Origin of the sequence: Curtobacterium sp. C1 (assembly GCF_021049325.1) — a bacterium.
In the GTDB taxonomy this organism is placed as follows: domain Bacteria; phylum Actinomycetota; class Actinomycetes; order Actinomycetales; family Microbacteriaceae; genus Curtobacterium; species Curtobacterium citreum.
In genome coordinates, this window is the sequence record NZ_CP088076.1 from 1,289,481 (window position 1) to 1,307,866 (window position 18,386).

21 protein-coding genes and 1 riboswitch are annotated in these 18,386 nt (G+C 74.1%); of the genes, 9 read left to right on the plus strand and 12 right to left on the minus strand.

Annotated features, from left to right (window positions below; all coding sequences use genetic code 11):
• Positions 1-98 precede the first annotated feature (98 nt).
• Entirely contained in the window at positions 99-254 is a 156-nt protein-coding gene (locus tag LQK89_RS06310; protein ID WP_175326111.1) for a hypothetical protein, read from the plus strand.
• Between the two features lie 90 nt (positions 255-344).
• Entirely contained in the window at positions 345-782 is a 438-nt protein-coding gene (locus LQK89_RS06315) for a VOC family protein (RefSeq protein ID WP_231050514.1), read from the plus strand.
• An 18-nt stretch (positions 783-800) separates the two neighbouring features.
• Here the strand turns inward: LQK89_RS06315 and LQK89_RS06320 are convergent, their stop codons facing one another.
• Both LQK89_RS06320 and LQK89_RS06325 read right to left on the minus strand, forming a co-directional pair.
• Entirely contained in the window at positions 801-1,235 is a 435-nt protein-coding gene (locus LQK89_RS06320) for an acyl-CoA thioesterase (protein WP_058741789.1), read from the minus strand.
• Between the two features lie 105 nt (positions 1,236-1,340).
• Positions 1,341-1,979: a QsdR family transcriptional regulator gene (locus LQK89_RS06325; RefSeq protein ID WP_229666900.1), complete on the minus strand. Its 639-nt coding sequence runs from the start codon at positions 1,977-1,979 to the stop codon at positions 1,341-1,343.
• Positions 1,980-2,024: 45 nt separating this feature from the next.
• Between LQK89_RS06325 and LQK89_RS06330 the strand changes: the two genes are divergently transcribed.
• Positions 2,025-3,218, plus strand: a complete 1,194-nt coding sequence (locus tag LQK89_RS06330; RefSeq protein ID WP_058741791.1) for an acyl-CoA dehydrogenase family protein — start codon at positions 2,025-2,027, stop codon at positions 3,216-3,218.
• Between the two features lie 63 nt (positions 3,219-3,281).
• On the opposite strand, the gene LQK89_RS06335 is transcribed toward LQK89_RS06330, so the two are convergent.
• The 4 genes from LQK89_RS06335 to LQK89_RS06350 form a co-directional block, all read right to left on the minus strand.
• Positions 3,282-5,399 carry a S9 family peptidase gene (locus tag LQK89_RS06335; RefSeq protein WP_231050515.1) on the minus strand — a complete coding sequence of 706 codons (2,118 nt, stop codon included), beginning with the start codon at positions 5,397-5,399 and terminating at the stop codon, positions 3,282-3,284.
• 104 nt (positions 5,400-5,503) lie between these two features.
• Positions 5,504-6,376: a patatin-like phospholipase family protein gene (locus tag LQK89_RS06340; RefSeq protein WP_231050516.1), complete on the minus strand. Its 873-nt coding sequence runs from the start codon at positions 6,374-6,376 to the stop codon at positions 5,504-5,506.
• A gap of 81 nt (positions 6,377-6,457) precedes the next feature.
• A complete protein-coding gene (locus LQK89_RS06345) occupies positions 6,458-7,486 on the minus strand; it encodes an NADPH:quinone reductase (protein WP_141861080.1) in 1,029 nt (342 codons plus the stop codon).
• A gap of 102 nt (positions 7,487-7,588) precedes the next feature.
• Positions 7,589-7,951, minus strand: a complete 363-nt coding sequence (locus LQK89_RS06350; RefSeq protein ID WP_058741795.1) for a winged helix-turn-helix transcriptional regulator — start codon at positions 7,949-7,951, stop codon at positions 7,589-7,591.
• Between the two features lie 99 nt (positions 7,952-8,050).
• On the opposite strand from LQK89_RS06350, the gene LQK89_RS06355 reads away from it, so the two are divergent.
• Entirely contained in the window at positions 8,051-8,698 is a 648-nt protein-coding gene (locus LQK89_RS06355; RefSeq protein ID WP_231050517.1) for an NAD(P)-dependent oxidoreductase, read from the plus strand.
• 209 nt (positions 8,699-8,907) lie between these two features.
• Here LQK89_RS06355 and LQK89_RS06360 read toward each other — a convergent pair whose 3' ends face one another.
• Positions 8,908-10,233: an MFS transporter gene (locus LQK89_RS06360; protein ID WP_231050518.1), complete on the minus strand. Its 1,326-nt coding sequence runs from the start codon at positions 10,231-10,233 to the stop codon at positions 8,908-8,910.
• 133 nt (positions 10,234-10,366) lie between these two features.
• On the opposite strand from LQK89_RS06360, the gene LQK89_RS06365 reads away from it, so the two are divergent.
• Positions 10,367-11,224 (plus strand): LysR substrate-binding domain-containing protein, encoded by an 858-nt coding sequence (locus tag LQK89_RS06365; RefSeq protein WP_058743356.1) that lies wholly within the window; start codon positions 10,367-10,369, stop codon positions 11,222-11,224.
• A 9-nt stretch (positions 11,225-11,233) separates the two neighbouring features.
• Here LQK89_RS06365 and LQK89_RS06370 read toward each other — a convergent pair whose 3' ends face one another.
• Positions 11,234-12,394, minus strand: coding sequence for a hypothetical protein (locus tag LQK89_RS06370; RefSeq protein ID WP_231050519.1), 1,161 nt, complete (start codon positions 12,392-12,394; stop codon positions 11,234-11,236).
• 102 nt (positions 12,395-12,496) lie between these two features.
• Positions 12,497-13,144 (minus strand): NADPH-dependent F420 reductase, encoded by a 648-nt coding sequence (locus LQK89_RS06375; RefSeq protein WP_058743237.1) that lies wholly within the window; start codon positions 13,142-13,144, stop codon positions 12,497-12,499.
• Positions 13,145-13,267: 123 nt separating this feature from the next.
• Here LQK89_RS06375 and LQK89_RS06380 point away from each other — a divergent pair, with 123 nt between their 5' ends.
• The 4 genes from LQK89_RS06380 (at position 13,268) to LQK89_RS06395 (ending at position 15,150) form a co-directional block, all read left to right on the plus strand.
• Positions 13,268-13,564, plus strand: coding sequence for a GNAT family N-acetyltransferase (locus LQK89_RS06380; protein WP_058743238.1), 297 nt, complete (start codon positions 13,268-13,270; stop codon positions 13,562-13,564).
• A 21-nt stretch (positions 13,565-13,585) separates the two neighbouring features.
• Positions 13,586-14,047, plus strand: coding sequence for a VOC family protein (locus LQK89_RS06385; protein ID WP_058743239.1), 462 nt, complete (start codon positions 13,586-13,588; stop codon positions 14,045-14,047).
• An 87-nt stretch (positions 14,048-14,134) separates the two neighbouring features.
• Positions 14,135-14,650: a MarR family winged helix-turn-helix transcriptional regulator gene (locus LQK89_RS06390; protein ID WP_231050520.1), complete on the plus strand. Its 516-nt coding sequence runs from the start codon at positions 14,135-14,137 to the stop codon at positions 14,648-14,650.
• Complete coding sequence (locus tag LQK89_RS06395; RefSeq protein WP_231050521.1) at positions 14,647-15,150, plus strand: metallophosphoesterase family protein; 504 nt, start codon at positions 14,647-14,649, stop codon at positions 15,148-15,150. Before LQK89_RS06390 ends, LQK89_RS06395 begins: the two co-directional genes overlap by 4 nt.
• Positions 15,151-15,230: 80 nt before the next feature.
• Here LQK89_RS06395 and thiD read toward each other — a convergent pair whose 3' ends face one another.
• The 3 genes from thiD to thiM all read right to left on the minus strand — a co-directional run bounded on the left by thiD (position 15,231) and on the right by thiM (position 18,285).
• Positions 15,231-16,688, minus strand: coding sequence for a bifunctional hydroxymethylpyrimidine kinase/phosphomethylpyrimidine kinase (gene thiD, locus LQK89_RS06400; protein WP_231050522.1), 1,458 nt, complete (start codon positions 16,686-16,688; stop codon positions 15,231-15,233).
• Positions 16,685-17,425, minus strand: coding sequence for a thiamine phosphate synthase (thiE, locus tag LQK89_RS06405; RefSeq protein WP_231050523.1), 741 nt, complete (start codon positions 17,423-17,425; stop codon positions 16,685-16,687). The genes thiD and thiE overlap by 4 nt, the downstream gene beginning before the upstream one ends.
• The gene (gene thiM / locus LQK89_RS06410; protein ID WP_231050524.1) at positions 17,422-18,285 is read right to left on the minus strand and encodes a hydroxyethylthiazole kinase; all 864 of its coding nucleotides are present in this window, start codon (positions 18,283-18,285) and stop codon (positions 17,422-17,424) included. Before thiM ends, thiE begins: the two co-directional genes overlap by 4 nt.
• A riboswitch (TPP riboswitch) is annotated at positions 18,274-18,370 on the minus strand. It overlaps the preceding gene by 12 nt.
• Between the last annotated feature and the right edge of the window lie 16 nt (positions 18,371-18,386).

Genomic DNA, 18,386 nt, shown 5'->3' on the forward strand with positions numbered 1-18,386 from the left:
TCCATGCGCCCCGCGCCGGACGGTGCCGATGTGCGCATGGCGGACGGCGGACCGGTGTCACGACACCAGCCGCCGGCCCCGTGCGTACCGTCGGGTCCATGTGCGAGTCCGTCCAGTGCCCCGTCTGTGGCAAGACCACGTGGACCGGCTGCGGCGACCACGTCCGGGACGTGCTCCGCGGGACCCGCCGCCGTGACCGGTGCGCGGGACACGGCTTCCCGAACCACATGCTCGACGGCATGGGCTTTCGTTGAGCCCCGCTCGCTGAGCCGTCCCTCTTCGACCCTGGCCGGTAGCCGCGCTCGTCACGGTCGTGCGCAGGAGCCCGGCGTTGGATCGGGGACATGAGCGAACAGATCGTCCGTCCCCTCGGCCTCGCACACGTGCGGGTCACCGTCACCGACATCCACCGCAGCAAGGCCTTCTACGAGCAGCTGCTCGGCGTCGCGCCCGCGATGGACTTCAGCGAGCACATCGACGAGCCCGGCATCGCCGAGGACCGCGAGCGGCTGTACGGCGGCTGCATCTTCCCCGTGGGGGAGCAGCTGTTCGGCCTGCGTCCCGTGGCGCCGAGCGGCCAGCGGTTCGACCCCGACACCGTGGGCCTGGACCACGTCAGCTTCACGGTCGGCTCCGTCGACGAGCTCCGCGCCGCCGGGTCGCGCCTCGACGACGCGGGTATCGAGCACGGTGATGTGACCGACCTCGGGGACGCCGGCATGGTGATCCTGTCGGTGCAGGACCCCGACGACATCAACCTGGAGCTGGCCGCCCAGAAGTAGGTACGGGCCCGTCGGTCGTCAGGCGTCGACCGGGACCGTCATCCGCTCCGTGACGAGCGCGCGGAGTGTCTCCGGCACGGGTGTCGGCCGACGGGCGCCCTCGCGGTCGATGACGACGTGCACGAACTCGCCCGTCGCGAGCAGGGCACCGTCCGACTGGCGGAACAGGCCGAAGTCCCAGGCCAGGCTCGTGGTACCGATGCGCTTGGACCGCATCCCGACCTCGATCACGTCGGGCCACACCGCGGACTCGATGAAGTGGCAGCTCGACGACACGAGCACCGCGATCCACGGCGAGGTGAACGGGTCGAGCCCGGCCTCCGTGCGGAACCAGTACGTCGCCGCGTTGTCCATCGCGCTGTAGTACAGCGTGTTGTTCACGTGGCCGAACATGTCGTTGTCGTTCCACCGCGTGGGGTACGCGCGGCGGTACGGGTACTCGTCGAGGGGCATCGGTATCCGTTCGGTAGGGCGGGGAAGTCCGACAGCGGGTGGTCGGACAGCGGGTGGTCGGACAGTGGGCGGTCGGACAGTGGGCGGTCGGACAGTGGCGGTCGGTCAGGGGCGCAGGACGTACTCGAACGTCGTCCGCGCCCGGGCCGGGTCCGGGCGGTCGCCGCTGATCAGGTCGGCGTAGGTGAACGACTCCGAGATGCGGACGAGCAGTCGTGCGAGTTCCTCGGCGGCGAGCGGCGCGGGGTCGAACGCGCCGTGGTCGTGCTCCTCCTGCACGAGGGCGGTCACGACGGCGACGAACCGGCGCTGGACATCACTGTCCGTGGTCGTGAGGAGTCGCAGGGCCCGAGCCGGCTCGCGGGTCAGGAAGGTCCGGAAGTACGGCGCCTCGATGAGGTCCGCCGTGAAGTGGTCGAGCACCGCCACGATCCGTGCGGCGCCGACCAGGTCCGCCGCGGCGCGGGACGCGGCGTCGAGCGTCGGGACTGCCAGCGACCAGAGGATCTCGGACAGCAGCTGGTCGCGGTTCCCGACCCAGCGGAACAGGGAGGTGCGGTCGACCCCCAGCGACGTCGCCAGGGATCCCATGTCGATCCGGGAGCCGGCGATGAAGCTGTGCCGCGCGGAACGGAACGCGCGTCGGGACTCGGGATGCGCCTCCAGTCTGGCGGTGAGCGCAGACGGGACGAGGGCCGCGCCGAGCGTCCCCATGTCGTGTGCTGTGCGTTCCTGTGAAGGCACGGTCCTCCCTTGCAACGTTTCCGAGAATGATGCACGCTCGGGGGTATGTCAACGACGTCCGTGCCCACCACCCTGCTCGAGTCCGACTTCTACCGGTTCCAGGAGGGGCTGACGGAGCGGGAGCGGGAGTCGCTCGGGCAGTTGCGCGCGTACCTCGAGTCCGAGGTCCGCCCGATCGTCGACGACCACTGGGCCCGGGCGGAGTTCCCGCGCCAGACCATCGCGCCGCTCGCGGAGCTCGGCATGTACGGGCCGAGCATCCCGCTCGTGCGCCAGTTCGAGAACTCGGCCGTGTACCGCGGGTGGGCGGCCCTGGAGCTCGGGCGGGTGGACGCGAGCGTCGCGACGTTCATCGGCGTGCAGTCCGGCCTGGCGATGAACTCGATCGCGGTGGGCGGCAGCGACGAACAGCAGCGGGAGTGGTTGCCGCGGATGGCGACCGGCGAGGTCATCGGGGCGTTCGGGCTGACCGAGCCGCTGTCCGGCAGCGACTCCGCCCGGGGCCTCCGGACGACGGCCCGGCGCGAGGGCGACACCTGGGTGCTCGACGGTGAGAAGCGCTGGATCGGGAACGCGACCTTCGCGGACGTGGTCGTCATCTGGGCGAAGGACGTCGCCGACGAACAGGTGAAGGGCTTCCTCGTCACGACGGACACCCCGGGGTTCACCGCGACGAAGATCGAGGACAAGATCGCCCTCCGTGGCGTGCAGAACGCCGACATCGTCATGCAGGGCGTGCGGGTGCCCGAGTCGCGCCGGCTGCAGCGCGCGAACTCGTTCCGCGCCACCGCCGAGGTGCTGCGCCTGACCCGGACCGAGGTCGCCTGGCAGGCGATCGGCATCGCGGTCGGTGCGTACGACGCAGCGCTCGCCTACGCCCGGGAGCGCGTGCAGTTCGGCAAGCCGATCGCATCGCACCAGATGGTGCAGGACCTGCTCGTGAAGTCGCTCGCGAACATCACGGCGTCGATCGCGCTGTGCACCCGGGCGTCCCAGATGCAGGACGAGGGCATCGGCGCGGACGAGCACTCGGCGATGGCCAAGGCGTTCGCGACCGCACGGATGCGGGAGACCGTGGGGTGGTGCCGCGAGGTGCAGGGCGGCAACGGCATCGTGCTCGACAAGGGTGTGGCGCGGTTCTTCGCCGACGCCGAGGCGATCTACTCGTACGAGGGCACGCGCGAGGTGAACACGCTCATCGTGGGGCGGGCGATCACGGGCCAGGCCGCGTTCGTGTAGTCAGGGCCGCCGCGGCGGGGCAGCCGCCGCGCCCGCGCCGCGCCCGCCCCGGCCCGCGCCCGCCTACCCCAGCAACTCTGGCCGCTCCCACGCCTCGCCCAGCACGTGCTCTGCCAGGAAGGCGAACACCGTCTGGTACCAGACCACCGCGTGCTGCGGAGCGAGCACCCAGTGGTTCTCGTCCGGGAAGTACAGGAACCGGTGCGGCATCGACCCGTCCGGCCCCGCGTGGTGCTCGGCGAGCTCCGCCCACAGGCGCAGCCCCTCGCCGATCGGCACCCGGTAGTCGCGGTCTCCGTGCACGACCAGGAGCGGCGTCGTGATGTCCGCCACGAAGCGGTGCGGGTCGTTCTCGTGCAGCCCCCGCTCGTCGAAGATCGACTGCCAGTACTGCGCCGAGTCGGTCGTCCCGGCGAACTGGTCGAGCGCCCACAGGCTCGCGTGCGTGACGATCGCCCGGAACCGGTCGGTGTGCCCGGCGACCCAGTTCGCCATGTACCCGCCGAAGGACCCGCCCATCGCCGCGGTCCGGGTCTCGTCGATGTCGTCCCGCGCGACCACGGCGTCCGTGATCGCCATCAGGTCGGTGTACGGCGCCTGCCCCCACGCGTTCCACCCGCGGTTCACGAAGTCGAGCCCGTAGCCGGTCGACAGCGCCGGGTCCGGCAGCAGCACGGCGTACCCCCGCGCGACCATGAGCTGCGGGTTCCACCGCCAGGACCACTGGTTCCACGAGTTCAGCGGTCCGCCGTGGATCCAGAGCAGCAGCGGGTGCGGCCCGTCGCCCTCCGGCAGCAGCAGCCAACCGCGCACGCGGGCACCGTCGGCCGCGGTCACCGCGACCTCCTCGGTCCGCGCGGGCACCTCCGGCAGGGGCGCGGGGGTCGCGAGCGGGGTCACCGTCCCGTCGGTCGCGATCCGGACGGGGTGCAGCGGCGCCGCCCAGGAAGCACGGAGCGCCACCACGACGTCCGTCCCGCCCGCCACGCGCAGGCTGGAGTACGCCCAGTCGTCGTGGGTCACCTGCTCGACGGCGCCGCCGTCGAGCGGGATCCGGAAGAGCGGCGCACGCCCGTCCTGGTCCGCCACCGCCAGGAGCGCACCGTCGTCCGGCGTGAACACGAGCTCGGACGGCCACCGGTCCCAGTCCGTGGCGACGCGACGAGCCCCCGAGCCGTCGACCGCGGCGACCCACACCTCCTGCTCGTGCGCGCCGGCCGGGGTCGACCGGACCGTCCGCACCCAGGCGATCATGGTGCCGTCATGGCTCAGGGTCGGCAGCTCGTGGTCGACGCCCTCCTCGTCGAACAGCACCGTCCGGGTGCCCGTCGCGACGTCGATCGTGACGACGGCCGACCGGGTGCCGCGGGCCTCCTGCACGCCGACCGCGGCGAGCACGGTCGACCCGTCCGGCGACACCGTGCCGCCCACGTGGTCGAGCGTGCGACCGGGCGCCGGCGTGATGTCGCGGGGGACCGGCAGGTGCGCCGGGTACCCGGCAGCACGGTCCTCGTCCGCGCCCGGCTCGGGCGCGGCGTCGGTGGCTGCCGTCGAGGGCACCCGGGCCTCGGGCTCCCGCAGCTCGGACGTGTCCAGCACGAGCAGGTGCGGCTGCGCCGGACCCAGGTCGTGGTCCCAGAACCGCACCGGGTAGGTCTCGTGCAGGACCGCGCGGACCCGACGGTCCTTCCGCCGGTCCCGCAGTCGGGCGTCCTCGGCGACCACGGTGTCGCGGTCGGTCCCGGCACCGGGCAGCAGGTCGGCCGTCAGGACGACGGCGTCGGCCGCGGTCGCGACGTCGAACACGCCGCCGACGCCGCCCGCCAGGGCCGTCACGGGTCGTGCCTCGCCCCCGGCCGCGGGCAGGAGCCAGAGCTGGGCGCCCTCGGGCTCGTCCCCGGACTCGTCGGGGCGTGCCGAGACGAACAGCAGGTCGCCGGAGCGCGTGAAGGCGACCCCGCCCTCACCCTTCGCCGAGCGCGTCAGGCGCACCGGGGCGCCGGACCCGTCGGCGTCGGACGGGGCTGCCGGCACCTGCCACACCGACCGTCGGTACCCGGTGCCGCGCTCGTCCAGGGCACTCACGGTCAGGGCGACGCGCGTGCCGTCCGGACTCAGGGCGATCCCGTCCACGCGGGGCAGGGCGGTGTACTGGTCCAGGTCGGAGAACGGCGTCGTCATGCCCTCACGCTACGGCTGTCGTGCACCGTGCAACAGGGGGCATCGGCGACGAAGCCCCTCAGGCCCGGGCGACGCCACCGCTCAGGTCCGACCGGCGACGCCGCTCAGGCCCAGAACGCCGCGATCGCCTCGGCCACCGTCTGCCCCTGCCGCCGCCCCTCGGTGGACGCGGGCGCCTGGGTCGACAGCGACAGCGAGTCGTCACCGAACGCGTGCTGCGAGGCACTGTCCGCGACGACGACCTCGACCGAGCTCCCGCCGGCGCGCAGGCCCTCGACCGCGACGTCGAGCCACGGCCCGAGCGGCGACGGCCCCTCGGGACCGCAGGCGATCACGAGCACCCGCTCGTACCCGGCGGCGACGTCGGCGTTCGTCGCGGAACGCATCCCGCCGTCGATGTGCGGCACCCCGTCGACACGGACGGGCGACCAGACGAACGGCACCGAGCAGCTCGCGGCGACCGCGCGGGGGAGCGGGACGCCGGACTCCGCCGTGAGGACCCGGAAGGTCCCGTCGACGGCGTCGATCGCGGTGACGCCGAACGGCTTCGCCGGCCACTCGGTCGTCGGCAGCGTGTGCGAGAAGGTCTCGATGCGCTCCTCGTCGGTCTGCCCGGTGACGACCTGCTGCGCCACGGCCCCGAGTCGTGCGCGGGCCTCCTGCTCCGAGGCGGCACCGGTCAGGATCTGCACGAGCCGCTCCTGGTAGTCCTCGGACGCGATCCGGGCGGGCTCCTCGTAGCTCGTCGGCAGCGGCGCGTGCTGCTGGTCGTACGCGGCCTGCACCTGCCCGGCGCGGACGAACGCCCCGACGACGCTGCCGGCGCTCGAGCCCACCACCAGGTCGGCCGCGTCGAGGTCGACCCCGGCGTCCTGCAGGGCGGAGAGCACGCCGACCTCCCACGCGATGCCGGCGACGCCGCCACCGCCCAGGACGAGGGCTCGGGTACCGGGGGCGGGGGTGGCGAGTTCGCTCATGCGACCTGCTTACCAGGTCCGGGAACAGCGGACGGGAGGATCGTGGCGGGCCCCGCCACGATCCTCCCGTCCGTCACCGCGTCAGACCGACGCGACGTCGATGAGCACCTTGCCGACCGCGTCGCCCTCGACGGCGTCGTGGGCCGCGGCGGTGTCCTCGAGCCCGAAACGCACGAGCGGCAGGCCGGCGTCCTCGCCGACGGGCAGGACGCCGTCCCGGAGCGCGGCGGTGACGTCCTCGGCGGCGGCCGCCAGCGCGTCGTCGCCGATCGTGTAGAGCAGCAGGAACTGGTAGCGGGCGTTCACGCTCATGTTCGGGCGGATCGGCAGGGTCGCGTCGTCCCCGCCGTTGTTCGCGTAGATCGAGACGACCCCGTGGTTCGCGAGGACGTCCGCGACGAGCCCGGCGTTCTGCGGGATCGAGACCTCGACGACGATGTCCACGCCGTCCGGGGCGATCTCGCGGATGCGGGCAGCGGCGTCCTCGTCGCGGTAGTTCACGGTGTGGTGCGCGCCGGCGGCGGTCGCGAGGGCCGCCTTGGCGTCCGAACTGATGGTCGTGACGACGGTGGCGCCGGCCCAGCGGGCGAGCTGGATCGCCGCGTGCCCGACGGCTCCGGCGCCACCGGCGACCAGGACGGTGCGGCCCTCGAGCGCACCGGGGGACAGGCGCGCCGGGCCGTGCTCGTGCGTGGTCAGGGCGCGGTGGGCGGTCATCGCGGGGACGCCGAGCGAGGCACCCACGTCGAAGCTCGTGCCCTCGGGGAGCCGGACGGCACGCGCGGCGGGGACGACGGTGTACTCCTGCGCGGTGCCGGTCGGGCGGCTCGCAGCGGCCATGTAGAGCCAGACGCGGTCGCCCTCGGCCAGGTCGGTGACGCCCTCGCCGACGGCGTCGACGACCCCGGCTCCGTCCTGGTTCGGGGTGATCTCCGGGAAGGGCAGGGCGTCACCGTAGGTGCCGCCGGCGCGGGCCTTCCAGTCGGTGGGGTTCACGCCGGAGACGACGACGCGGACGCGGACCTCGCCGGGGCCGGGCTGCGGGACCTCCCGGTCGACCAGGTCGAGGACGCTGCTGGCTCCGGGCTTCGTGTAGACGATCGATCGCATGGGACCAGGCAACCACCGCGGGGGCCGTGGGCTTCCCGGCGACGTTCAGCGGGCGTGCGCGCCGCCGGGCGTGCGCTCCGGTCGGCTCCGGTGCGCGTCCGCTCAGCGGGCGTCGTAGGCGTCGCGGGAGTCCTGCACCTCGGCCATGTGCGTCGTCGCCCAGTCCTCGAGCGGTTCGAGCACGGCCCGGAGCGACCGGCCGCGCTCGGTCAGCTCGTACTCGACGTGCGGCGGGATCTCCGGGTACACCGTGCGCGTGACCAGGCCGTCACGCTCGAGGGCGCGCAGGGTCTGCGTGAGCATCTTCTGCGACACGCCCTGCACCCGGGACGCGAGCGCCGAGTACCGGAGCGGACCACCCGCGAGCGACCCGATCGTCAGGACGCTCCACCGGTCCCCGATCCGGTCGAGCAGCTGCCGCGAGGGGCAGTCCGCCGCGTAGGGGCTGTACTCGAGTGCAGACATCACGACCTCCGTTACGCACTGACAGGTGCCTACTTCCTGAAAGAGAGTAACGCGAGTACGGTCGGTCGCACCAGATCCACGTCCGAGGAAAGGACCACCATGACGAGCATCGTCGTCTTCGGCGGCACCGGGTACGCCGGCTCCGCCATCACCCGCGAGGCACTGTCCCGCGGCATCGCCGTCACCGCCGTCGCGCGCGACACCTCGAAGCTCGACGCCGCCGAGGGGCTGACCCTCGCGCAGGGCGACGCCTTCGACGCCGACTTCGTCGCGGACGTCACGAAGGGCGCCGACGTCGTCGTGGTCGCCCTGCACGCGGTCCAGGCGGACGGCAGCGAGCTCAAGGACAAGTTCCAGCACTTCGTCGACGCCGCAGCCGCAGCCGGTGCGCGCCTGGGCGTCGTCGGCGGCGCGGGCTCGCTGCTCGTCGCCGAGGGCGGCCCGGCCCTGTTCGACACCCCGGACTTCCCCGACGCGTTCAAGGGCGAGGCGAAGAGCCACGCCGAGGTCCTCGAGGCACTCAAGGCCTCCGGCACCGAGGTCGACTGGTTCTACGTGAGCCCGGCGGCGGCCTTCGGCGGCTACAACCCCGGCGAGCGGAAGGGCACCTACCGCACCACGGACGACCTGCTGCTCACCGACGCCGAGGGCAACTCGGACATCTCCGGCGAGGACTTCGCGATCGCCTTCGTCGACGAGGTCGAGCACCCCGCGCACCACCGCGCCCGCTTCGGCGTCGCGTACTGACGCGGCGCGCGCCGCGCGCGACCCGACCGCCCACCGGGCTGGAGGCGCGTGGCGGCCGCGCCCCGTGCCTCCCGTCCGGCGGGTGGTGCGTCCTGCTCGCGCACAACCGGAATCACACCGTGCCACGTGATCGCGTGGTGCGGCGTGCTTCCCGTTGTGCGGAACACGCGGCGCGGCGCGGCGCGGCGCGCCGCGGCGCGCGCCGCGCCCTACCGCTGCCCGACGATCGCGGGCAGCGGCAGGTGGTGGCGCATGCGCACCGCCAGGTGCAGCCCGCCCCGCCGGGCGAGCACGAGCCCGACCACCGCGGCGGCCACGGCCGGGACGCCCCCGGCGACGACCATGCCGACGTGGGCCCCGAAGTGGTCGACGACCTGGCCCATGAGCGGACCGCCGATCGCCTGGCCGCCCAGGAGCACCAGGACGTACAGGGACATCACCCGGCCGCGGATCGCCACGTTCGACGACAGCTGCACGAGCGAGTTCGAGGCCGTCATGAACAGCAGCTGCGACATCCCGACCGCGACCAGGGCGACGGTGAACGGCGCGATGACCGGGATCGACCCGGACACCACGAGCAGCACCCCGGTCCAGAACACTCCGCCGACGATCGTGCGGAGCCGGACGTTCGCCCGACGCGTGGACAGCAGCGCCCCGGCGAGGGCTCCGACCGCGACCGCGGAGTTGAACAGGCCGTAGCCGCCCGCGCCGACGCCGTAGACCTCGGACGCGAAGGCCGAGAGCAGCACGGGCATGGTCAGCGCGAAGACCGAGAAGAAGACCATCAGGACGACCGGCACCAGGATCGTGGGCTTCCGGACGGCGTAGCGCAGACCCTCGACGAGTTGCCCCTTCGTCCGCGGTGCCGGTGGGGTGCGGTGCAGCTCGGACACCCGCAGGAACCCGAGGGTCACGACGACGGCCACGCACGCGACCGCGTTGACGCCGAAGGACCAGCCGGCACCGACCGCGACGAGCAGGGCGCCGGAGAGCGCCGGCCCGATCATCCCGCCGAGCTGGAACACGCTCGAGTTCACGCTGATTGCGTTCCGCAGGTGCTGGTGGCCGACGATCTCGGTGACGAACACCTGGCGCGCCGGGTTGTCGATCACGGTCACCATGCCGACCAGGAAGGCGATCACCCAGATGTGCCACGCCTGCACGACGCCGGTCAGCGTGAGCACGGCGAGCAGGGTGGAGAGCACCGCGAACGCGCCCTGCGTCAGCATCATCAGCGCCCGCTTCGAGAACCGGTCGACGAGCACCCCGCCCCAGAGCCCGAACAGCAGCATCGGGGCGAACTGGCACGCCACCGTGATGCCGACCTGCGCCACCGAGCCGGTCAGCTGCAGGACGAGCCAGTCCTGCGCGATGCGCTGCATCCACCCCGCGGTCATCGCCACGAGGTTCGTCGCCGTGAACAGGCGGAAGTTCGGGACGGAGAGCGCGATGAGGGTGTGGCGCCACGGCGGACGTTCGGCCTGGATCGGGAGGGGCTCGGTGGGTGGGGGGAGGGTCGTCGATGACGCACTCACGGTGGTGGGGCTCCGGATCGTCGCGGGCGGACGGGTGGTCAGTACCCACTCGAAACTAGTTCCACCGGAGCCATTCGGCTCCCGTATGGTGGCTATCACTCCATTGCGATGTCGAATGAAGGAGGGGGCGCCGATGCTCGACCCCGTCCTGCTGCGAACCTTCCTGGCCGTCGCCGAGACCGGCAGCTTCACGCTCGCCGGGCAGCGCCTCGGGATCAGCCAGCCGACGGTCTCGCAGCACGTCCGCCGCCTCGAGACCGCGGTCGCCCGCACCCTGGTCGCCCGGGACACCCGTGGCGTCGCGCTCACCGACAACGGGGACGCGATGGCGGGCTTCGCGCGGACGATCCTCGCCGCGCACGCCACCGCCGACGCGTACTTCTCCGGTGCCGCCACCCGCGGACGGCTCCGCTTCGGCGCGGCGGACGACCTCGCGATCACGCAGCTGCCGCGGATCCTGCGGGATTTCCGACGCCTGCACCCGCAGGTGAACCTCGAGCTCACGGTGAACCAGTCCGCACCGCTCCTGCGCCGCGTGCACGCCGGACAGCTCGACCTGGTCTTCATCAAGCAGACCGCGGGGGAGTCCGCCGAGGGCACCCGCGTCGCGACGGACCAGATGGTGTGGATGGCGCAGGACGGCATCGCCCTCGAACCCGGCGAGCCGGTACCGCTCATCGCGTACCAGGCGCCGAGCATCAGCCGGCAGATGGCGATCGACGCGCTCGAGGCCGCCGGCCGCACCTGGCGGATCACCTGCAACACGCGGGACGTCAACGGGGTCCTCGCGGCGGTGCGGGCCGGGATCGGTGTCGCGGTCTTCCCGCACTCGCTCATCCCCGCGGACCTCGTGAAGGTGTCGCAGCGTCTGTCGCTGCCGGACCTGCCGGCCGTCGACTACGTCCTGATCGCCAACCCGACGGTGCAGCGCGAGCCGATCGACGCCCTGACGAACGCGATCACCTCGCGCGGGGTCGTCCGGGCGGTCTGACCCGGGACCCTACGGGGCGAGCGTCGTCGTCGCGCCCGTGCCGGTCAGGTCCGGCAGCGTCACGCCGGCGAGCGGCAGGAGCGCGGTCGCGACCGCCCACAGGAGCACGAGGGTCCCGACGCCGCCGAGCACGGCACCGAGGAGCGCGAGCGGCCGCTGCCACGTCGCCGTCCGGTCCCGCAGGACGGTCGCCGAGAGCAGCAGCGCCACGACCCCGAGCGCGAGTCCGGTCGCGTGCACGGTCGTCGGTGCGGTGAACCACCAGGCCGCGAGCGCGAGCGTCGCGATCCCGGTCAGGGCACCGAGCGCCGCTCCCGGGGTGGCGCCGACGGCGGGCCGGCGGTCGGTCCGTGTGGTCGCCGCTCCGGCCTGGAGGCGCGGCGCCCGTCCGCCACGTCCCCTCGCGGTCGTCGCCTGGTCGGGTCGCGGCAGCTCCTGCGTCCGGTGGTCCGCGTCGGTGGCGGACCCGGTGGCCGGGGCCGAGACGTCGGCGGCGGGCGCGGCAGCTGCAGCTGGGACCGGTGTCGGAGTCGGTGCGGCGGGCGTGATGATCGCGTCGAACGCCCGGGTCGCCGCGTCGGGCTGCGGCGGGGCGGCAGCGGGCAGCGGTGCCTGCTGTCGGGCGAAGCGCGCGGGGGTCCGGTAGCCGATCGGCCCGGAGGGCTCCGGCTCCGTCCCCTCGACGACGACGTGCTCGAGCCCGGGGACCGAGAAGCGCGGCTGCCCGACCTCGGGGACGGCGGGCTGCACCGGCGCTGGAGGAGCCGGGAGCGCGGCGGCGACGGTCGGCGCGGGGGTCGAGGTGGGGGCGACGGCGGTCGGGGACACCGGGACCGCGTCGGTGGACGGGACCTGCACGGCGGGCGAGGTCGGTGCCGGCGGCAGGAGGTCCTGCTGCGGCGGGAAGTCGGGGACGACGACGTCCTCCGGGGACGGGAGGTGCGTGGCGGAGTCGTGCTCAGCGCTCGGGACCGCGGCGGGCGGGAGTTCCGCGGCGGCCGCCGTGGTGGCGACCCGCTCGGACAGGTGCGACGCGACGACGGGGGCGGGGTGTGCCTCCAGGCCGGGGTCCGCGACCACGGTCGTGACCGCAGCGTGCGGCGGCGCGGTGACCCAGGCAGGGACCGGCCGGCGCGGCCGGTCCCGGTCCGGCATGCGGTGCGACGCCACTGGTGCTCCCTCGTCCGTACTGATCCATCGTCAGTTCTATCCGTCCGCATGGACCTCGGCGCAGCCCCAGTTCCGGGGACGCGGGGCTGCGCCGGGCGGGGGTCACATGTCGCGGTAGCGCTTGGCCTCGGCGAGCTTGCCGCGCAGCTCGTCGGCCGTGTACCGCGTGACGTACCCGGGGGTGTCCCGCTGGATGCGCCAGCCCTCGGCGAGCGGCCCGGCGTCGACGACGTCGAAGCCGAACGAGTCGATGAGCTCCGACACGACGGCCTTGGCGTCCTCGTCGTCACCGGCGACGACGAGGGCGCGGCGGTCCGGGGTGCCGGCGGGCTGCGCCTCGTCGGTGAGGGCCGTCGCGGCGATGTGGTTGAAGGCCTTCACGACGCGGGCGCCGGGCAGGTGGTCCTGCAGGAGCTCGGCGGTCGTGGTGGTCTCGTCGTCGAGGGCCGCGATGTGGCCGTCGCGCTGCGGGTAGTAGTTGTTCGTGTCGATGACGACCTTGCCGACGAGGGGTTCGACGGGGATGGTCTCGATCGCGGCGAGAGGGGTGGTCACGACGACGACGTCGCCGGCGGCCGCCGCCTCGTCACGGGTCGCCGCACGGGCACCGTCGCCGAGCTCCGCGACGAGGTCCTGCAGCGTCTCCGGTCCGCGCGAGTTCGCGATCACGACCTGGTGGCCGTGCTGCACCGCGAGACGTGCGAGCTGGGATCCGATGTTGCCTGCTCCGATGATGCCTATGGTGGTCATGCGACCTGCAACACCGCGTGCGGCGGCGCATTCCCGCACGGTGCACGGCCCGTCCCGGCCGGGTGGGGCGGCGAGTCTCGTCCGGGTGGGGCGGCGAGTCTCGGCCGGGTGCATGATGGCCGCATGGCCCACGAGTTCCGCGACGAAGCCGACCGCGACCGCTACGCGATGTACGTCGACGGCGAGCTCGTCAGCGTGCTCGACCGCCGCGCGACCGACGACGCCGTGTCGTTCCCGCACACCTACACGGTGCCGAAGCACCGCGGCCACGGGTACGCGGCGCAGCTCGTCGAGCACGCCGTCGCGGACGTCGAGGCCACCACCACGAAGCGCATCGTCCCGATGTGCTGGTTCGTCGCGAAGTGGTTCGACGAGCACCCCGAGAAGGCCGACCTGCTCAGTCGCGGCGCCGCGGACTGACCTCACCACCCGGAGGCGACGATGCCGACGATCACCCCCTTCCTCTGGTACGACGACCAGGCCGAGCCCGCGGCGCGGTACTACACGAGCCTGTTCGAGGACAGCCGCGTCGACAGCGTCGCGCGGATGCCCGACGGGTCCGCACTGGTCGTCGAGTTCACGCTCCTCGGGCAGCCGTACCGCGCGATGAACGGCGGACCGGGCCACCCGCACACCGACGCGGTGTCGTTCCAGGTCGACGTCGACACGCAGGACGAACTCGACCGCGTCTGGGACGCGCTGCTCGCGGACGGCGGCGAGCCGGTCGCGTGCGGCTGGCTCCGGGACCGCTGGGGCCTGTCGTGGCAGGTGACCCCGTCGATGATGGGCGAGCTCATGACCGGTAGCGGCGACCCCGAGGCGAACGCCCGGGTCTTCGCAGCCATGCAGCAGATGGTCAAGCTCGACATCCCCGCACTCCGGGCCGCGGCGGCGGGTCACTGAGCGTTCCCCGGACGTACCCGCCGGTATGGTGGCGGGACCGATCGGCGCCGACGGACGGCGCACCCCCGCGAGAGGCTGGAGACCGAGATGAGCAGCCCGAGCTCCGACGTCCGGGACGGAGACCTCCGCGACGGAGCCGTCCGGAACAGCGACGTCCGGAACAGCGACATCGGCCGTGCCTACACGGAACTCTCCCGGATCACCCGACGCGCGAGCATCCGCGCCCGCGGTGACGACGAGGCACTGAGCGTCGTCGACCAGTCCCTCGTCGACTTCGTCGTGCAGCACCCCGGCTGCATGGCCATCGACATCGCCCGGTACCTGCGGCTCAACCGATCGACGATCTCGCGGCAGCTGTCCGGGCTGCTCGCAGCCGGGCTCGTCCGCACGACCGACGGCGGGTCGGGCAACGCCAAGCCGCTCGAGGCCACCGACGCCGGACGCGCCGCACTCGACCGGTCGGTCCAGATGCACCGCAGCGCCCTCGAGGAACGTCTCGCCGAGTGGTCCGACGACGACGTCGCCCTGCTCGCCGGGCTGCTCGAGCGGCTCGGCGCCGCGGACGAGGCCGGCCTGCCGATGCCCGGCCGCACGGCCCCGTGACGACGTCGTTCGTCCTGCTGTCCGACACGCACCTGCCGAAGCGCGCGAAGGACCTGCCCGCCGGGCTCTGGGCGGACATCGACGCCGCGGACCTCGTGGTGCACGCGGGGGACTGGGTCGACCTGGCCACCGTCGACGCCGTGCAGGCACGCTCCCGGCGCTTCGCGGGCGTCCGCGGCAACAACGACGGTCCCGAGTTCGACGACCGGCTGCCCCTCGTCGCGCACCTGCTGGTCGAGGACCTGCGCTGGGCGGTCGTGCACGAGACCGGGGCCGCGACGGGGCGGGAACGCCGGGCGGACCGGGACCACCCGGACACCGACGTGCTCGTGTTCGGGCACTCGCACATCCCGTGGGACACCGTCGCCCCGTCGGGCATGCGGCTGCTCAACCCGGGATCGCCGACGGACCGCCGCCGCCAGCCCGACCACACGTGGATGCGCGGCGAGGTGTCCGCGAGCGACCTGACCGTCGAGCTGGTCCGTCTGCCCCCGCGCTGACCCCGGGCATGCGGACCCGGGCGCGCTGACCCCGGGCCCGGGCCCGGACCCGTGCCCGCCCCGGGGCACGCGCCGCCCCGTCAGCCCGTCGGCATCCGGAAGAACGCCAGCTCCCAGGCCGTCGACGCCCGGAACGCCGCCGTCATCCGCCCACGCTCCTCGGCGCTCGCCGCGGTCGCGTGCCGCTCGACCCGGTCCGTCGCCGCCGCCGAGGCCGCCGCGAACCCCGGGTCGCCGTAGGCTCCGAGCCAGTCGCCGAACGGGTGTCCCTCTGATGCCCGGCCGAGCCGCGTCCCGACCCAGGCGTAGACCCGGAAGCACGGCAGCACCGCGGCCGCCAGGACCGCCGCCGAGCCGGTGTCCGCCGCCCGCTGCAGGTGCGCGAGGTACCCGGCGCACACCGGGTGCACGGGGTCCTCCGCCCGGGAGCCCGCGAGCCGGCGGTGGTGCAGGTCCCGCGCCTCGTCCGCACACCCCTGCGCGGCACCCGCCCAGAACGCGGCTTCGTCCGACGACGGTGTCGCCGCCGAAGCCAGGGCCGACAGGTGCCCCTGGTACGCCCGCAGGTAGTGCACGTCCTGCGCCAGGTACCCCGCGAAGACCTCCGTCGACAGCGTCCCGTCCCGCAGCCCCACCAGGAACGGCGTCGCGAGGGTCTCCGCGAGCACCCAGGCGACGTCCGCCCACCACCGGTCCGTCCACCGCACCGGCGGCAGGAGCGCCCGGACGGCGGCCCCGTGGTCGACCGGTCCGTTCCCGCTCCCCACGTGCAGGTCGTCCGCGCCGGCCAGTGCGGCACCGAGCCACGCCTTGGCCTCGCCGACCGCGAGCTCCCAGTCGCCCGTCCGCACCACGAGCGTCGCGATCGCGCTCGACAGCGAGCACCCCGTGCCGTGCGTGTTCGTCGTCGCGACCCGCGGCGCCGAGAACGTCCGCCGCGCGCCCGAGGGCTCCACGAGCTCGTCGTCCGCCGTGGCCCCGTCGTCGTGGCCGCCCTTCGCCAGGACCCGCACGCCCCAGGTCCGTGCGACGAGCAGGGCTTGGTCGTCGCCGTCCACGGCACTCCCGCCGTCCGACGCGCCCGCTGCCAGCTCCGCCAGCACCGCGAGCTCCGCCCGGTTCGGCGTCACCAGGTCGGCGAGCCCGAGGAGCTCCCGGACCGCCTCGACCGCGTCCGCGTCGAGCAGCCGGTCGCCGCTCGTCGCCACCATCACCGGGTCGACCACGACGACCGGTGGCCGGTGCGCCCGGAGCCACGCCGTGACCTCGCGGACGACCGCGGCGGTGCCGAGCATGCCCGTCTTCACCGCGTCCACCGTCACGTCGTCGGACACCGCGTCGAGCTGCTCCCGCAGGAACGCCGGGTCCGGCACGTGCACCGACCGCACGCCGTGCGTGTTCTGTGCGACGAGCGCGGTCACGACCGCCATGCCGTACCCGTCGTGCGCCGCGATCGCCTTGAGGTCCGCCTGCACGCCGGCCCCGCCCGTCGGGTCCGTCCCCGCGATGCTCAGCACGCGGGGCACACCCCCGGTCACGCGTCCGCCCCGTGGTCCGGTGCGCCGGCCTGGAGGCACGCCCCGCCCCCGCCGTCGTCCGTCCGGTCCGCCCCGTGGCCGGGTCCGGCGGCGTCCCACGTCGCGACGAGCGCGGCAGCGGACGCACCAGGGTCGGCCGCCGCGCAGATGCCCGACACCACCGCGACACCGGCGGCGCCGGCGGCGCGGAGCGGTGCGACGTCGTCCAGCCCGACCCCGCCGATCGCCACGCACGGCAGGTCCGAGGCGGCGGCGATCCGCGCGAACCCGTCGTGCCCGAGTGCCGGCGGGTGGTCCGGCTTCGTCGTCGTCGGGTGCACGACCCCGACCCCGAGCAGGTCCACCGACCCGCGGGGGAGCCGCTCGACGGCCGCCAGGTGCTCCGGCGTGTTCGCGGTCAGCCCGACGTGGGCGTCCGCGCCGAGCAGGGCACGCGCCGCCGTCACCGGGACGTCGGACTGGCCGAGGTGCACCCCGGCGACGGCGTGCCCGGCGTGCCGCGCGGCGAGGGCCACGTCGAGCCGGTCGTCCACCACGACCGTCGCACGGTCGCCCACCGCGTCCGCGACCGCCGCGGTCAGGGCGAGCAGGTCCCGGGCCGACGCCGTCTTGTCGCGGACCTGCACGATCCGCACGCCGCCGTGCACCGCCGCACGGACGACCGCGAGCACGCCGAGGCCGTGCCGGTCGCACAGCACGGGGTCGGTCACCAGGTAGACACCCACGTCCGCGGTCACGCACCGACCCCCTGCGGGGCGGTCGTGCTCGGTTCGGCGGTGATCCGGGCGGTGCGGACGACGTCCTCCGGGGTGAGGGACGCCAGCCGGTCGAGGAACAGCGGCTGGAACGTCCCCGGACCGCCGGCGTCCGCCGCCGCGAGTTCGGCGGCGATCGTGTGCACCGCCGTCGCCGCGACGGCCGCGGCCCCGGGGTCGTCCGGGGCCACCGCCGTGAAGGCGGCGACGACCGCACCGAGCGCGCACCCGCCGCCCGTGATCCGCGTCAGGAGCTCCGTCCCGTTCGCCACCCGCACCACGCCGGTGCCGGGCGCGACCACGAGGTCGACCGCACCGGACACGGCCAGCGCGCCCACGATCCTCCCGTCCGATGCCCCGACGGCCGCCGCACGCGCGTCGTCGGGGCCGACCGTGCTGTCCACCCCGCGCCCACCGGCGCTCGCGCCGAGCACGGCGAGGACCTCGGAGGCGTTGCCGCGCAGGACCGTCGGGCGCAGAGCCAGGAGCTCGCGCGCCAGCGCGGTGCGCACCGGGAGCGAGCCGACGGCGACCGGGTCGAGGACCCACGGGGTGCCCGCGCCGACGGCGGCGGTCGCGGCCTCGACGGACGCGGCACGCGGCTCGGCGTGCGGGGTGCCGGTGTTCACCAGCAGGGCGTCGGCGACCCGGGCGAACGGACCGGCCTCGGTCGTGACGTCGACCATCGCGGCCGAGGCGCCGAGGGCCAGCAGGACGTTCGCCGTGACGTTCTGCACGACGGTGTTCGTGATGCACTGCACGAGCGGCGAGCGGGCCCGGACGGCCTCCAGCAGGTCGGCGGTGCGGTGGGCCCAGGCAGGGGAGGGCGCAGCGTTCTCCATGGACGATCCCTTCGCGAGTACGAGCTCGAGCAGGTTCGACGGGTGTGATCTCAGCCGCCCGGTGACGGCACCCCGTGTCTCGGGGCACACGGTACACGAGC

Coding starts and splice junctions, on each gene's coding strand:
- LQK89_RS06310 (WP_175326111.1), top strand. CDS start 99: ATGTGCGAGTCCGTCCAGTGCCCCGTCTGTGGCAAGACCACGTGGACC.
- LQK89_RS06385 (WP_058743239.1), top strand. CDS start 13,586: ATGCCGACGATCACCCCCTTCCTCTGGTACGACGACCAGGCCGAGCCC.
- LQK89_RS06350 (WP_058741795.1), bottom strand. CDS start 7,951: ATGTCTGCACTCGAGTACAGCCCCTACGCGGCGGACTGCCCCTCGCGG.
- LQK89_RS06340 (WP_231050516.1), bottom strand. CDS start 6,376: ATGAGCGAACTCGCCACCCCCGCCCCCGGTACCCGAGCCCTCGTCCTG.
- LQK89_RS06315 (WP_231050514.1), top strand. CDS start 345: ATGAGCGAACAGATCGTCCGTCCCCTCGGCCTCGCACACGTGCGGGTC.
- LQK89_RS06390 (WP_231050520.1), top strand. CDS start 14,135: ATGAGCAGCCCGAGCTCCGACGTCCGGGACGGAGACCTCCGCGACGGA.
- LQK89_RS06330 (WP_058741791.1), top strand. CDS start 2,025: ATGTCAACGACGTCCGTGCCCACCACCCTGCTCGAGTCCGACTTCTAC.
- LQK89_RS06375 (WP_058743237.1), bottom strand. CDS start 13,144: ATGACCACCATAGGCATCATCGGAGCAGGCAACATCGGATCCCAGCTC.
- thiM (WP_231050524.1), bottom strand. CDS start 18,285: ATGGAGAACGCTGCGCCCTCCCCTGCCTGGGCCCACCGCACCGCCGAC.
- LQK89_RS06365 (WP_058743356.1), top strand. CDS start 10,367: ATGCTCGACCCCGTCCTGCTGCGAACCTTCCTGGCCGTCGCCGAGACC.
- LQK89_RS06320 (WP_058741789.1), bottom strand. CDS start 1,235: ATGCCCCTCGACGAGTACCCGTACCGCCGCGCGTACCCCACGCGGTGG.
- LQK89_RS06335 (WP_231050515.1), bottom strand. CDS start 5,399: ATGACGACGCCGTTCTCCGACCTGGACCAGTACACCGCCCTGCCCCGC.
- LQK89_RS06380 (WP_058743238.1), top strand. CDS start 13,268: ATGGCCCACGAGTTCCGCGACGAAGCCGACCGCGACCGCTACGCGATG.
- LQK89_RS06355 (WP_231050517.1), top strand. CDS start 8,051: ATGACGAGCATCGTCGTCTTCGGCGGCACCGGGTACGCCGGCTCCGCC.
- LQK89_RS06345 (WP_141861080.1), bottom strand. CDS start 7,486: ATGCGATCGATCGTCTACACGAAGCCCGGAGCCAGCAGCGTCCTCGAC.